The sequence below is a fragment of the Azotobacter salinestris genome, assembly GCF_009363155.1.
Taxonomy (GTDB): Bacteria; Pseudomonadota; Gammaproteobacteria; order Pseudomonadales; family Pseudomonadaceae; genus Azotobacter; species Azotobacter salinestris.
On the sequence record NZ_CP045302.1, the window covers coordinates 3,568,762 to 3,582,000 of the forward strand.

General features: G+C 68.4%; 14 protein-coding genes. 9 read left to right on the forward strand and 5 right to left on the reverse strand.

Going from position 1 to position 13,239, the window contains the following annotated elements; translation table 11 throughout:
- Positions 1-13: 13 nt before the first annotated feature.
- The 6 genes from rpsF (at position 14) to GCU53_RS16710 (ending at position 4,875) form a co-directional block, all read left to right on the forward strand.
- Complete coding sequence (gene rpsF, locus GCU53_RS16685) at positions 14-430, forward strand: 30S ribosomal protein S6 (protein ID WP_131298863.1); 417 nt, start codon at positions 14-16, stop codon at positions 428-430.
- A 28-nt stretch (positions 431-458) separates the two neighbouring features.
- The gene (gene rpsR, locus GCU53_RS16690) at positions 459-689 is read left to right on the forward strand and encodes a 30S ribosomal protein S18 (RefSeq protein WP_012699436.1); all 231 of its coding nucleotides are present in this window, start codon (positions 459-461) and stop codon (positions 687-689) included.
- A gap of 35 nt (positions 690-724) precedes the next feature.
- Positions 725-1,615: a YybS family protein gene (locus tag GCU53_RS16695; RefSeq protein WP_152388589.1), complete on the forward strand. Its 891-nt coding sequence runs from the start codon at positions 725-727 to the stop codon at positions 1,613-1,615.
- 21 nt (positions 1,616-1,636) lie between these two features.
- Entirely contained in the window at positions 1,637-2,083 is a 447-nt protein-coding gene (rplI, locus tag GCU53_RS16700) for a 50S ribosomal protein L9 (RefSeq protein ID WP_152388590.1), read from the forward strand.
- 112 nt (positions 2,084-2,195) lie between these two features.
- On the forward strand, positions 2,196-3,587 hold the full coding sequence (gene dnaB / locus GCU53_RS16705) for a replicative DNA helicase (protein ID WP_152388591.1): 1,392 nt from the start codon (positions 2,196-2,198) through the stop codon (positions 3,585-3,587).
- Positions 3,588-3,657: 70 nt separating this feature from the next.
- Positions 3,658-4,875, forward strand: a complete 1,218-nt coding sequence (locus tag GCU53_RS16710) for an MFS transporter (protein WP_152388592.1) — start codon at positions 3,658-3,660, stop codon at positions 4,873-4,875.
- 13 nt (positions 4,876-4,888) lie between these two features.
- Here GCU53_RS16710 and GCU53_RS16715 read toward each other — a convergent pair whose 3' ends face one another.
- From GCU53_RS16715 to GCU53_RS16735, 5 genes are all read right to left on the reverse strand, one after another.
- Positions 4,889-5,401: a DUF2271 domain-containing protein gene (locus tag GCU53_RS16715; RefSeq protein ID WP_167520083.1), complete on the reverse strand. Its 513-nt coding sequence runs from the start codon at positions 5,399-5,401 to the stop codon at positions 4,889-4,891.
- A 12-nt stretch (positions 5,402-5,413) separates the two neighbouring features.
- Positions 5,414-5,545, reverse strand: coding sequence for a hypothetical protein (locus tag GCU53_RS26580; RefSeq protein WP_280115838.1), 132 nt, complete (start codon positions 5,543-5,545; stop codon positions 5,414-5,416).
- 218 nt (positions 5,546-5,763) lie between these two features.
- Positions 5,764-8,040, reverse strand: a complete 2,277-nt coding sequence (locus tag GCU53_RS16720) for a YgiQ family radical SAM protein (protein ID WP_152388594.1) — start codon at positions 8,038-8,040, stop codon at positions 5,764-5,766.
- 109 nt (positions 8,041-8,149) lie between these two features.
- Positions 8,150-9,226 (reverse strand): alanine racemase, encoded by a 1,077-nt coding sequence (gene alr / locus GCU53_RS16725; RefSeq protein ID WP_152388595.1) that lies wholly within the window; start codon positions 9,224-9,226, stop codon positions 8,150-8,152.
- Positions 9,227-9,632: 406 nt separating this feature from the next.
- Entirely contained in the window at positions 9,633-10,757 is a 1,125-nt protein-coding gene (locus GCU53_RS16735) for a methyltransferase (RefSeq protein WP_152388596.1), read from the reverse strand.
- Positions 10,758-10,890: 133 nt separating this feature from the next.
- Here GCU53_RS16735 and GCU53_RS16740 point away from each other — a divergent pair, with 133 nt between their 5' ends.
- From GCU53_RS16740 to GCU53_RS16750, 3 genes are all read left to right on the forward strand, one after another.
- A complete protein-coding gene (locus GCU53_RS16740) occupies positions 10,891-11,667 on the forward strand; it encodes a ferredoxin--NADP reductase (RefSeq protein WP_152388597.1) in 777 nt (258 codons plus the stop codon).
- Between the two features lie 106 nt (positions 11,668-11,773).
- Positions 11,774-12,646, forward strand: a complete 873-nt coding sequence (gene tesB / locus GCU53_RS16745; RefSeq protein WP_152388598.1) for an acyl-CoA thioesterase II — start codon at positions 11,774-11,776, stop codon at positions 12,644-12,646.
- Positions 12,643-13,239 (forward strand): HAD family hydrolase, encoded by a 597-nt coding sequence (locus tag GCU53_RS16750; protein WP_152388599.1) that lies wholly within the window; start codon positions 12,643-12,645, stop codon positions 13,237-13,239. Before tesB ends, GCU53_RS16750 begins: the two co-directional genes overlap by 4 nt.

Sequence of the window (13,239 nt, forward strand, 5' to 3'; positions counted from 1 at the left end):
GTAAGGAGCATCCATGCGTCATTACGAAATCATTTTCCTGGTCCACCCGGATCAGAGCGAGCAGGTCGGTGGCATGGTGGAGCGTTACACCAAGCTGATCGAAGAAGATGGCGGCAAGATCCATCGCCTCGAAGACTGGGGCCGTCGCCAGCTGGCTTATGCCATCAACAACGTGCACAAGGCTCACTACGTGATGCTGAACGTCGAGTGCAGTGGCAAGGCCCTGGCCGAGCTGGAAGACAACTTCCGCTACAACGATGCCGTCATCCGCAACCTGGTCATCCGTCGCGACGAAGCCATCACCGGCCAGTCCGAGATGCTCAAGGCCGAGGAAAACCGCAGCGAGCGTCGCGAGCGTCGTGAGCGCCCCGAACACGGCGGCCATGAAGGTCACGACAGCGATAGCGACAGCGATAAAGCTGACGAGTAATCCACGGATCTATTGAGGAGCAACTCCCATGGCACGTTTCTTCCGTCGTCGCAAGTTCTGCCGTTTCACCGCCGAAGGCGTCAAAGAGATCGACTTCAAGGATCTCAACACCCTGAAAGCCTACATCTCCGAGACCGGCAAGATCGTTCCCAGCCGTATCACCGGAACCAAGGCCCGTTATCAGCGTCAGCTGGCCACCGCCATCAAGCGTGCCCGCTACCTGGCCCTGCTGCCCTACACCGACAGCCACGGCCGTTGATGGCGGGCGGTCGACAAAGGTAAGGGATAGAACGCATGCGCGTCCTGGCCGAATTCATCATGCGCGGTCGCATGCAGGCCGGTCTCGTGGTCGTAGGCTCCGCCGCCCTGCCGCTGCTGTTCTGGCTGAGCGCGGCGGCAGGTAGCCTGGTGTTGCTGCGCCGTGGCCTGGGCGATGCCTTCGGTATCGTCGCCCTGGCCCTGTTGCCGGCCGCTGCCTGGTGGTATTTCGGCGAGCCGCGCACCCTGCTGCTGCTGCTCGGCACTCTGGGGCTGGCTCAGCTGCTGCGCAGCAGCGTGTCCTGGCGGCTGGTGCTGATGGGCAGCGTGCTGGTCGGCCTGGGCTATGCGCTGGTGCTGGGGGAGGTGTTCCGCGCCCCCATCGAGGCCATGGCCGACGAACTGCAGAAGCTCATGCCGCAGGTGCTCCAGTCGGCCCGGCCGCTCTCGGCGGACGAGCAGGCGCGTCTGGGGGCCCTGCTGGTGCCGGTGCTGACCGGCCTGCTGGCGGCGCTGCTGCAGATCGTCAGCCTGCTTGCCCTGGTGCTCGGCCGCTACTGGCAGAGCCTGCTGTACAACCCGGGCGGCTTCGCCGATGAGTTTCGCGCGCTGCGCCTGCCAGGTCTGTGGACGCTCGCGCTGCTGGCCGGCCTGCTGCTCGCCCCCAACCTGGGGGCGCAGATGGCCATGTTGGCGCCGCTGTGCAGCGTACCGCTGTTCTTCGCCGGCATAGCCCTGATACACGGGCTGGTGGCGCAGGGACGACTGGGGCGGTTCTGGCTGGTGGGGCTGTATGTGACGCTGCTGCTGTTCATGCAGCTGACCTATCCGTTGCTGATGGTCTTGGCCATTGTCGACAGTCTCATTGATTTTCGCGGTCGGCAGACGCCCAAGGGTGGCTCCGGAGCTGCGAACGGTGAAGGTTAAAAGTTAAGAGGTAAGACTCAAATGGAAGTCATCCTGCTGGAAAAGATCGCCAACCTGGGCAACCTGGGCGACAAGGTGAGTGTAAAGGGCGGCTACGCGCGCAACTTCCTGCTGCCGCAGGGCAAGGCCACCGCGGCCACTGCCGAGAACGTCGCGGCGTTCGAAGCCCGTCGCGCCGAACTGGAGCGTCTGGCTGCCGAAAAGCGGGCTTCCGCCGAAGAGCGCGCGGCCCAGCTGAACGAGCTGGAAATCACCATCACCGCCACTGCCGGCGATGAGGGCAAGCTGTTCGGCTCCATCGGCACCGCCGACATCGCCGATGCCCTGACCGGTGCCGGTCTGGAGGTGGCGAAGAGCGAAGTGCGTCTGCCCAACGGCACCATTCGGCAGACTGGCGAATACGACGTGGCCCTGCACCTGCACACCGACGTCGAGGCCAGCATCCGCCTGGTCGTGGTCGCCGGCTAAGCGGTCGCCATATCGTCTGGCAGCCTGGCTGCCAGGCGCCTAACATCGGGCACGTTCCGCCACCGCGGAACGTGCCCGTTGTCTTTCTGCACCTCCGGAATCTTCGCCTGCCATGAACGACATCAGTCCTCCCGAACAGTACGACCTGGAAACCGCCGCCCTCAAGGTGCCGCCGCATTCCATCGAGGCCGAGCAGGCCGTGCTGGGCGGCTTGATGCTGGACAACAACACCTGGGAGCGGGTGCTCGACCAGGTGTCCGACGGCGATTTCTACCGCCACGACCACCGCATGATCTTCCGCGCTATCACCGTACTGGCCGAGCGCAACATGCCGTTCGACGTGGTCACCCTGTCCGAGCAACTGGACAAGGAGGGCCATCTGGAGCAGGTCGGCGGCCTGGCCTACCTCGGCGAGCTGGCCAAGAACATCCCCTCGGTGGCGAACATCAAGGCCTATGCGCAGATCGTCCGCGAGCGCGCCACCCTGCGCCAGCTGATCGGCATCAGCAACCGGATCGCCGACAGCGCCTACGCACCCCAGGGCCGTAGCGGCGACGAGATCCTCGACGAGGCCGAGCGGATGATCTTCCAGATCGCCGAGGCACGGCCAAAAGCCGGCGGCCCGCTGGCGATCAACGACATCCTGGTCAAGGCCATCGATCGTATCGACTCGCTGTTCAACTCCGGCGACGCCATCACCGGTCTTTCCACCGGCTTCACCGATCTGGACGAGCAGACCAGCGGCCTGCAGCCGGCGGACCTGATCATCGTTGCCGGGCGTCCATCCATGGGAAAGACCACCTTTGCCATGAACCTGGTGGAGAACGCCGTGCTGCGCAGCGACAAGGCGGTGGTGGTGTATTCCCTGGAAATGCCTGCCGAATCCATCGTGATCCGTATGCTCGCCTCGCTTGGTCGCATCGACCAGACCAAGGTGCGCGCCGGCCGCCTGGACGACGACGACTGGCCACGGCTGACCTCGGCGGTCAACCTGCTCAACGAGCGCAAGCTGTTCATCGACGACACCGCCGGCATCAGCCCGGCGGAAATGCGCGCCCGCACCCGGCGCCTGGCCCGCGAGCACGGCGAGATCGCCATGATCATGGTCGACTACCTGCAGCTGATGCAGATCCCCGGTTCCAGCGGCGACAACCGGGTCAACGAGATTTCCGAGATCTCCCGCTCGCTGAAGGCGCTGGCCAAGGAGTTCAACTGCCCGGTGATCGCCCTCTCGCAGCTCAACCGCTCGCTGGAGCAGCGCCCGAACAAGCGCCCGGTGAACTCCGACCTGCGCGAATCCGGCGCCATCGAGCAGGATGCCGACGTCATCATGTTCGTCTACCGCGACGAGGTCTATCACCCGGAGACGGAGTTCAAGGGCGTCGCCGAGATCATCATCGGCAAGCAGCGTAACGGCCCGATCGGCACCACCCGGCTGGCCTTCCTCGGCAAGTATTCGCGCTTCGAGAACCTGGCGCCGGGCAGCTACCAGTTCGACGAGTGACGCAGTGGACAGCCCGGTCGGCACCGATTAGCGTCAGACAGGGAGCCATATTCCGTACAGGGAGGCCGACATGGCTGATCCGGCGCGTCCTTTGGCCCTGGCTGCCGGGCTGCGCGCCCTGCCGGCGGGCATCTGGGCGCTGGGCTTCGGCTCGATGCTTATGGACATTTCCTCCGAGCTGATCCACAGCCTGCTGCCGCTGTTCATGGTCGGCGTGCTCGGCACCTCGCTGGTGACGGTGGGCATCGTCGAGGGGGTGGCCGAGGCCACCGCGGCCTTCGCCAAGGTGTTCTCCGGCACGCTGAGCGACTACCTGGGGCGGCGCAAGCGGCTGGTGGTGTTCGGTTACGCCCTGGCGGCTTTCAGCAAACCCTTGTTTCCCCTGGCCACGAGCATCGACTGGGTGTTCGCCGCGCGCTTCGCCGACCGCGTCGGCAAGGGCATCCGTGGCGCGCCGCGGGATGCGCTGGTCGCCGACCTGGTGGCGCCGGCGCTGCGCGGCGCGGCCTACGGCCTGCGCCAGGCGCTGGATTCGCTGGGCGCGGTGATCGGGCCGATGCTGGCGCTGCTGTTCATGTTCTGGTTCGCCAACGACATCGCGGCGGTGATGTGGGTGGCGGTGATCCCGGCCTTCCTCGCCGTGGTCCTGCTGCTGCGCTACGTGCAGGAGCCGGTGCGCGCCGGAAGCGGGGAAGGCGTCCGGCCGCCGTTGCGGCTGGGCGACGTGCGCCGGTTGAACGGGGCCTACTGGTGGGTGGTGGGCATAGGCGCGGCCTTCACCCTGGCCCGCTTCAGCGAGGCCTTCCTGATCCTGCGCGCCGAAGAGGTGGGTGTACCCCTCGGCCTGGTGCCGCTGGCCCTGGTGGTGATGAACCTGTTCTATGCCCTGTGCGCCTATCCGGCCGGCCAGGCCGCCGATCGTCTCGATGCGCGCCGGCTGCTGCTGCTCAGCCTGTTGCCGCTGATCCTCGCCGACCTGTTGCTGGCCGGCGCCGACAGTCCCTGGCTGGCCTTCGCCGGGGCCGCCCTGTGGGGGCTGCACATGGCCTGCAGCCAGGGTCTCTTGGCCAAGCTGGTGGCCGACAGCGCGCCGCTGGCGCTGAGCGGCACCGCCTTCGGCTTCTTCAATCTGCTCAGCGGTCTGGCGCTGCTGGCGGCCAGCGTGATCGCCGGTGCGTTGTGGCAGCAGTTCGGCGCCGCCGTCACCTTTCTCGGCGGCGCCGCCTTCGCCGCGCTGGCGGCTTTGGGGCTGCTGGCCTGGCACGGCCTGCACGGGGAAGAGGGCTGAAGGGCCTGCCGGCTCAGGGCGTCAGGCGCATGCTCATGACGCCCAGCTCAAGCTTGCCCGGCGCCTGAAACTGCTCGGCCTGTGCGGGCGGCCAGGTGAAGGCCGCACCCAGCAGCTCGCGCTTGCCTCCCTGGCCGGCTACTTCGACCATCAGGTGGTATTCGCCGGCCGGCAGGTCCTTGAGGGGCGCGCGCTCGCTGCTGAAGGTCAGGCGGTGCTCGCCGACCGGGCGGGTTGCGCCGCTGACGCCGTCCACCGGCATGTCGAGGTGGCGGCCGCTGATCTGCCACCACTGGCGCAGGGAGTTGAGCCACTTCTCGCCCCTGTTGTTCCTCGCCTTCACGGCGTACCAGACCGCCAGGTCGGCGACGTGCGTCTTGTCCGGCCGCTGCAGCCAGACGGCGACGTAGGGGCGGTGGTACTCGGCGACCTCGAGGCGGGGGATTTCCAGGCCGATTTCCAGCTCGGCGGCGAAGGCCGGTGCGGCGAACAGGGCGCAGAGGGACAACAGCAGGCGGTGACGCATGAATGGGATCCTTCAATGGGTGAACAGCGGAGCGATCAGCAGCGGCAGCAGCAGGCCGAGGCCGGCCAGCGGCCGGACCGCTGCCCGCTGATGGCGAGCGGCAGCCTGCCCGCCAGGCTGAGGCCGGAGCTGATCCAGTGCCATTGGCGGAGGGTGCCGAGCCGGAAGGCGCGGGGGCATTGCGAGGTCCTGCACGAAGGGCGCTACGGGGCAGGCACTTTATGAATTTTTCGGCCGGGGCGCGAAAAATTTACAAACAGGAAATATGTGCGTTACTGGCCTGAGCCGCCGACAGGCAGGACAGGGGGCCGGCGATCATGACGCACTCTGGCGATGCGCCATGAGTTCCGGGTCAGTGCGGATCAGCGCGGTGCCACCGGCCGCCTGGGTTTGCCGCCCGGCTTATGGGCATCCTTGCCGGCCTTGCGCCGCGACTCGGCGGCAGCCTTGGCCTGCTCGCGCTTGTCCCAGGGGTTGCCGTCCTGGCTGCGCGGCGGCAGACCGGTGTGCTGGGTCAGCAGCGGCTTGCCCCCCGTTTTCTTGCTGCCGCCGGACGGGGTGGAGTTCTTGCGCCGTGCGCTGTGGTAGCCGTCGTTCTGCGGCTGGTGGGCCGGGATCAGCTGGTGCTTGCCGTTGCCGATCAGATCGCTGCGGCCCATCTCCTTCAGCGCCTCGCGCAGCAGCGGCCAGTTCTGCGGATCGTGCCAGCGCAGGAAGGCCTTGTGCAGGCGGCGCTGGCGCTCGCTCTTGACGATGGTCACCGCGTCGCTCTTGTAGGTCACCTTGCGCAGCGGGTCGCGCCCCGAGTGGTACATGGCGGTCGCGGTGGCCATCGGCGAGGGGTAGAAGGCCTGCACCTGGTCGGCGCGAAAATCGTTGCGCTTGAGCCACAGGGCGAGGTTCATCATGTCCTCGTCGGTGGTGCCCGGATGCGCGGCGATGAAGTAGGGGATCAGGTACTGCTCCTTGCCCGCCTCCTTCGAATACTTGTCGAACAGCTTCTTGAAGCGGTCGTAGGTGCCGATGCCCGGCTTCATCATCTTCGACAGCGGGCCCTGTTCGGTGTGCTCCGGGGCGATCTTCAGGTAGCCACCGACGTGGTGGGTGACCAGCTCCCTGACGTACTCCGGCGACTCCACGGCGAGGTCGTAGCGCAGCCCCGAGGCGATCAGGATCTTCTTCACCCCCGGCAGGTCGCGGGCCGAACGGTAGAGGTGGATCAGCGCCGAATGGTCGGTGTTCAGGTTGTCGCAAATACCCGGGTAGACGCAGGACGGCTTGCGGCAGGCGTCCTCGATCTTCCGGCTCTTGCAGGCGATGCGGTACATGTTGGCGGTCGGCCCGCCGAGATCGGAAATCACCCCGGTGAAGCCCGGCACCCGGTCGCGGATTTCCTCGATCTCGCGCAGGATCGACTCCTCCGAGCGGTTCTGGATGATCCGGCCCTCGTGCTCGGTGATCGAGCAGAAGGTGCAGCCGCCGAAACAGCCGCGCATGATGTTCACCGAGAAGCGGATCATCTCGTAGGCCGGGATGCGCTCGCCGCCATAGGCCGGATGCGGCACGCGGGCGTAAGGCAGGCCGAAGACGTAGTCCATCTCCTCGGTGGAGAGCGGGATCGGCGGCGGGTTGAGCCAGACGTCCAGGGTGTCGTGGCGCTGCACCAGGGCGCGGGCGTTGCCGGGGTTGGTCTCCTGGTGCAGCACGCGGTTGGCGTGGGCGTAGAGCACCGGGTCGTTGCGCAGCTTCTCGAAGGAGGGCAGGCGGATCACCGTGCGCTCGCGGGTCAGCTTCGGGTGCGGCAGCAGCTCGACCGGTTGTGCCGCCTGAGGATCTTCCGGCTCGTCCCTGGTCTGTTCGAGGGCGCAGGCCTCGAGATCCTGGGTGTTGACGTAGGGGTTGATGATCTTGTCGACCTTGCCCGGACGGTCGATGCGCGTGGAGTCGATCTCGAACCAGCCCTCCGGCGCGTCGCGACGGACGAAGGCGCTGCCGCGGATGTCGGTGATCGATTCGATGCGCTCCCCGGCGGCCAGCCGGTGGGCCACTTCCACCACGGCGCGCTCGGCGTTGCCGAACAGCAGCAGGTCGGCAGTGGCGTCCATCAGGATCGAGCGGCGCACCTTGTCCTGCCAGTAGTCGTAGTGGGCGATGCGGCGCAGCGAGGCCTCGATGCCGCCAAGCACCACCGGCACCTCGCTCCAGGCCTCCTTGCAGCGCTGGCTGTAGACCAGGCTGGCGCGGTCCGGGCGCTTGCCGGCGAGGCCGCCGGGCGTGTAGGCGTCGTCGGAGCGGATCTTCCGGTCGGCAGTGTAGCGGTTGATCATCGAGTCCATGTTGCCGGCGGCGACCCCGAAGAACAGGTTCGGCTTGCCGAGCTTCATGAAGTCGTCCTTCGCGCGCCAGTCCGGCTGACTGATGATGCCGACCCGGAAGCCCTGGGCCTCCAGCAGGCGGCCGATGATCGCCATGCCGAAGGACGGGTGATCCACGTAGGCGTCGCCGGTGACGATGATCACGTCGCAGGAATCCCAGCCGAGCTGTTCCATCTCTTCCCGGCTCATCGGCAGGAAGGGCGCCGGCCCGAAGCATTCGGCCCAGTACTTGGGATAGTCGAAAAGCGGCTTGGCTGGGTGCATGGCGGTGACCGGAGGGAGCTGCGAAGGGCGCGCAATATAGCACAAAAAATGAGCAGAAGGCCGAGTGGAGCAGTCGGTTATAGGCGGGCTCTCACCCGGGCCGATCCCGCTAGAAACGGTAGCGCCGCGGCACCCGCGCGCTCACCCGGGTCAGCAGTTCGTAGCCGATGGTGCCGCAGGCGCGGGCGACCTCGTCGACCGGCAGGTCCGCGCCCCACAGCTCCACTGCATCGCCGACCCGCGCCTCGGGCAGTTCGCTCAGATCCACCGTCAGCATGTCCATCGACACCCGCCCGGCCAGCGGCACGCGCCGGCCACGGATCGCCAGCGGCGTGCCGGCGGGCGCGCTGCGCGGATAGCCGTCGGCGTAGCCGCAGCTCACCGTGCCGATCTGCGTCGGCCGTCCGGCCCGCCAGGTCGCGCCGTAGCCGACCGTCTCGCCGGGCGCCACCTCGCGGATGGCGATCAGCCGTGCAGTCAGGCTCATCGCCGGCTGCAGGCCGAGTTCCGCGGCATCGCGGCCGGCGAAAGGGCTGGCGCCGTAGAGCATGATGCCCGGGCGCAGCCAGTCCAGATGGGCCTGAGGCAGGCTCAGGATGGCTGCCGAGTTGGCCAGGCTGCGTGCGGCGAACGGCACATCGGCGAGGCCCAGGAAGCTCTCCAGCTGCCGGGCGGTGAGCGGATGGCCCGGCTCGTCGGCACAGGCGAAGTGGCTCATCAGGTTCAGTTCGGCGACCTGGCGGGCGCCCAGCAGACGGGTGTGCCAATCGCGCAGGGCCGGTGCGGAAAAGCCCAGGCGGTGCATGCCGCTGTCCAGCTTCAGCCAGAGGTTCAACGGGCGCTCCAGCTCGGCGGCGAGCAGCGCCTCGGCCTGTTCGCCGTCCTGTATCGCCACGTCCAGCCCGAGCTGGGCGGCGATCCGGTATTCCGCCGGCTCGAAGCAGCCCTCCAGCAGCAGGATCCGCGCGCTGTCGTGCAGGGCGCGCACCTCGGCGGCTTCCTCCAGGCAGGCCACGGCAAAGCCGTCGGCGTCGTCGCGCAGCGCCGTCACCACTTCGCGCACGCCATGGCCGTAGGCGTTCGCCTTGACCACCGCGAAGGCCCGCGCACCCGGCGCGCAGCGCCTGGCCAGGGCATGGTTGTGACGGAGGGCGGCCAGATCGACCGTGGCGACGAGAGGGCGCATGGAGAGGTCCTTGAAAAACGGGACGCCCATGGTACTCCGGCGGCGTGCCGGCGGGCGTGTTCCAGACTTGGGACGTGACGCGAACGACGGGAAAGAGCGCCCGGTTGGCAGGGGAATGTCCCCGAATTCTGTGGAAAGGTCTGTGGATAAACCTGGGAACAAATCCTCCGTCCGGGACGGGGCGCGGCTTGCGGCGTGTCTGGGCGAAAAGTGTGCGGGGAGTCGGCAAAATGGCCTGGAACGGGCGATCTTCCTGGCGTCAAGGGGAAACGCTGGACGCTTTCAGCGCTGCCATGGGCGCCGGCGGCTTGTCCAGCGAAACTGTGGAGCAGCCTGTGGATAAGCTGCGCAAGAATGGCGCGGGCCCGCCAGGGGCGGGCTCTGGCGGGCATCGCTCGTTTCTTGTTCAGCGTATCGCCTTGAGGATGACGAACTTGGGCGACGCCCCCACCTGCTCGACCCGGGAGAACAGTTTCCTGAGCTTGACGTGGTAGCCCAGGTGGCGGTTGCCGACGATCCACAGCGCGCCGCCCGGCACCAGTGCCGCCCGTGCCTGCTGGAACATGCGCCAGGCAAGGAAGTCGCCGACCACCTGCTGCTGGTGAAACGGCGGGTTGCACAGCACCACCTCCAGGGAGCTTTCCGTCTGCCCGGCCAGGCCGTCGGCGGCGCGAATCTCCACCGGGCGATCGCCGAGCGCCGCGCGCCAGTTCTCGTCGGCCGACTGCATGGCCATATAGGACTCGTCGACCAGGGTCAGCCGCGCCTCGGGATTAACCAGCGCGCAGGCGATGGCGAGCACTCCGTTGCCGCAGCCGAGGTCGGCGACCCTGGCGCTGCCGAGGTTCCGCGGCAGATGGGGGAGGAAGGCGCGGGTGCCGATGTCCAGCCCTTCGCGGCAGAACAGGTTGGCGTGGTTGACCAGTTCGACGGGCGGCTGGTCGAGGCGGTAGCGGGTCGGGTAGGGCGAGCGCGGCGCGGGTTTCGGCTCCGGGGTAGCAAACAGCAGGCGTGCCTTCTTCACCGCCAGCGAGGCCTGCACCGGACCGACGTAGCGTTCCAGCAGGTCGCCCGCGGCGCGCGGCAGGTGCTTGACCATGGCCGCGGCGATCACCTGGGCGCCCGGCGCGAGCCGGCCATGCAGGCGGATCAGCTGCTCTTCGAGCAGCGCGAGGGTCTTGGGCACGCGGATCAGCACCCGGTCGAAGGGGCCTTCGGCGATCTCGCTGGCCGGCACGAAGGCCACCGCGTCCGCGGCCAGGCCGTTGCGCTGCAGGTTGTCCTGCAGGGCCAGCCAGCCCAGATGGGAGTCGCCGCTGCTGGTCACCCGGGCATGGCCCGCCAGGGCGCAGGCCAGCGCGCCGAAGGCGTCGTTGAGCAACAGGACCCGCGCTTCTGCGGGCAGGCCCTGCGCGTGCAGGTGCTGCAGCAGGTACTCGTCGGCGGCATCGAAGGCCTGCAGGGGATCGTCGCGCCGCGGCGGCTGGCGCTGCAGCTCGAGACGGGCGAACGGGGTATCGAGAATGGGCATGGCGGGGAGGGCGCTTGTCTATACCGAAAGAGAGGCCGGCGTCTTCGTCGGGCGGTCGAGCCGCCCGGCCGCGCGCCGGCCGGACACAGTCATGGCTATCGCCCGGAGATCCGCGGCGAACGAGGAGCGAAGTATGACCGTCAGCGAAGACAAGTTCACCCGGGAGCGGCTGCTCGAGGTCTGGTCCTGGACGGATACCCTGTTCAGCCTGCGCTGCACGCGCCCGCCGGAGTTCCGCTTCCGCGCCGGCCAGTTCGCCCGCCTCGGCCTCTGCAAGGCCGACGGCGGCACCGTCTGGCGCGCCTATTCGATGGTCTCGGCGCCGGCCGAGGAGCAGCTGGAGTTCTTCTCGGTGGTGGTGCCGGGCGGCGAGTTCACCAGCGAGCTGTGCCGCCTGAAGCCCGGCGACACGCTGTTCGTCGAGCGCCAGCCCTACGGCTTTCTCACCCTCGACCGTTTCCCCGACGGCCGCGACCTCTGGCTGCTGGCCACCGGCACCGGGATCGGGCCCTTCCTGTCGATCCTGCGCGATCCGGAGGTCTGGCACCGCTTCGAGCACATCCTGCTGGTGCACAGCGTGCGCACCGCGGGCGAGCTGGCCTACCGCGAGCAGATCGGCGAGCTGCCGGCGCGGATGCGGGCGCCGGGTGGCCGGGAGCAGCTGCAGTATCTGCCGCTGGTGACCCGCGAGGCCGCGCCCGGGACCCTGCACGGGCGTATCACCACGCTGCTCGACTGCGGCGAGCTGGAGCGCGTCGCCGGTCTGGCGCTCGATCCGGCGTACTCGCGGCTCATGCTCTGCGGCAACCCGCAGATGATCAAGGACTGCCGGGAACTGCTCAAGGCGCGCGATCTGCAGCTCAGCCTGAGCCGCAAGCCGGGCCAGGTGGCGGTGGAGAACTACTGGTAGCGGAGGCGGCGTGCCTCTTGGCCCGGGCGGCCGGCGCTGGCAGAGTCGTATCCACAGAGCGGCCGCCCGGCCGCCGCCGACAAGCCTTGCGTGAGGGATACACCCGATGACGGAGATTCTGGACAACCTGGTCGCCCTGCTGAGCCTCGAGCCCATCGAGGAAAACCTGTTCCGCGGTCGCAGCGAGGACCTCGGCCTGCGCCAGCTGTTCGGCGGCCAGGTGCTCGGCCAGGCGGTGTCGGCCGCCAGCCAGACGGTCGAGCCCGGCCGTCAGGTGCATTCGCTGCACGGCTACTTCCTGCGCCCCGGCGATGCCAGCCTGCCGGTGCTCTACGAGGTCGATCCGCTGCGCGACGGCAAGAGCTTCAGCGCCCGGCGGGTCACCGCGATCCAGAAGGGCCGGCCGATCTTCACCTGCTCCACCTCCTTCCAGGCCGGCGAGGCGGGGCTCGAACACCAGCAGCCGACGATGCCCGAGGTGCCGGGGCCGGAGGGGCTGGTCTCGGAAACCGAACTGGCGCGGCAGGTCGCCGACCAGCTGCCGGAGCGCATCCACGACTGGGCGATCAGCGCCAAGCCGATCGAGATCCGTCCGGTGACCCGGGTCAATCCCTTCTCGCCCGAGCCCTGCGCGCCGATCCGCTACGCCTGGTTCCGCGCCGACGGTCGCCTGCCGGACAATCCGCAGCTGCACCGCTACCTGCTCGCCTACGCCTCGGACTTCTCCCTGCTGAACACGGCGCTGCAGCCGCACGGGGTGTCGGTGTTCCAGCGCTTCATGCAGGTGGCCAGCCTCGACCATGCCCTGTGGTTCCACGGCGATCTGCGCCTGGACGACTGGCTGCTGTTCGCGGTGGAGAGCCCCTGGGCCGCCAACGCCCGCGGCTTCGCCCGCGGCCATGTGTTCGACCGCCGCGGCCGGCTGGTCGCCTCCATGGCCCAGGAGGGCCTGATCCGCCGTCGCGAGGACTGGCAATGAGGTTCGCCGCCGCCCGCCACTGGGTGTTCGACATGGACGGCACCCTGACCGTCGCCGTCCACGATTTCGCCGCCATCCGCCGTGCCCTGGACATCCCGCCAGAGGACGACATCCTCCATCACCTGGCCGCCCTGCCGGCGGCGCAGGCGGCGGCCAAGCATGCCTGGCTGCTCGAGCACGAGCGCGCCCTGGCCCTGGACGCGCGTCCGGCCGCCGGCGCGGTCGAGCTGGTGCGCACCTTGTGCCGGCGCAGCTGCCGCCTCGGCCTTTTGACCCGCAACGCCCACGAGCTGGCGCTGCTCACCCTGCAGGCGATCGGACTGGCCGACTGCTTCGCCCGCGCGGACATCGTCGGCCGCGACGAGGCACCGCCCAAGCCCCATCCCGGCGGCCTGCTGCAGCTGGCCGCGGCCTGGGGGGTGGCGCCCGGAGAGCTGGTGATGGTCGGCGACTACCGCAACGATCTGGAGTGCGCGCGCGGCGCCGGGGCGCACGCCGTGCTGATCTGCCCGACGGAGAATCCCTGGCCCGAGCTGACCGACTGGCAGGTGCGCGACTGTTTCGAGCTGCTGGCGCAGCTGCGGAGCGAGTGA

Coding starts and splice junctions, on each gene's coding strand:
- rpsF (WP_131298863.1), top strand. CDS start 14: ATGCGTCATTACGAAATCATTTTCCTGGTCCACCCGGATCAGAGCGAG.
- rpsR (WP_012699436.1), top strand. CDS start 459: ATGGCACGTTTCTTCCGTCGTCGCAAGTTCTGCCGTTTCACCGCCGAA.
- GCU53_RS16695 (WP_152388589.1), top strand. CDS start 725: ATGCGCGTCCTGGCCGAATTCATCATGCGCGGTCGCATGCAGGCCGGT.
- rplI (WP_152388590.1), top strand. CDS start 1,637: ATGGAAGTCATCCTGCTGGAAAAGATCGCCAACCTGGGCAACCTGGGC.
- dnaB (WP_152388591.1), top strand. CDS start 2,196: ATGAACGACATCAGTCCTCCCGAACAGTACGACCTGGAAACCGCCGCC.
- GCU53_RS16710 (WP_152388592.1), top strand. CDS start 3,658: ATGGCTGATCCGGCGCGTCCTTTGGCCCTGGCTGCCGGGCTGCGCGCC.
- GCU53_RS16715 (WP_167520083.1), bottom strand. CDS start 5,401: ATGCGTCACCGCCTGCTGTTGTCCCTCTGCGCCCTGTTCGCCGCACCG.
- GCU53_RS26580 (WP_280115838.1), bottom strand. CDS start 5,545: ATGGCACTGGATCAGCTCCGGCCTCAGCCTGGCGGGCAGGCTGCCGCT.
- GCU53_RS16720 (WP_152388594.1), bottom strand. CDS start 8,040: ATGCACCCAGCCAAGCCGCTTTTCGACTATCCCAAGTACTGGGCCGAA.
- alr (WP_152388595.1), bottom strand. CDS start 9,226: ATGCGCCCTCTCGTCGCCACGGTCGATCTGGCCGCCCTCCGTCACAAC.
- GCU53_RS16735 (WP_152388596.1), bottom strand. CDS start 10,757: ATGCCCATTCTCGATACCCCGTTCGCCCGTCTCGAGCTGCAGCGCCAG.
- GCU53_RS16740 (WP_152388597.1), top strand. CDS start 10,891: ATGACCGTCAGCGAAGACAAGTTCACCCGGGAGCGGCTGCTCGAGGTC.
- tesB (WP_152388598.1), top strand. CDS start 11,774: ATGACGGAGATTCTGGACAACCTGGTCGCCCTGCTGAGCCTCGAGCCC.
- GCU53_RS16750 (WP_152388599.1), top strand. CDS start 12,643: ATGAGGTTCGCCGCCGCCCGCCACTGGGTGTTCGACATGGACGGCACC.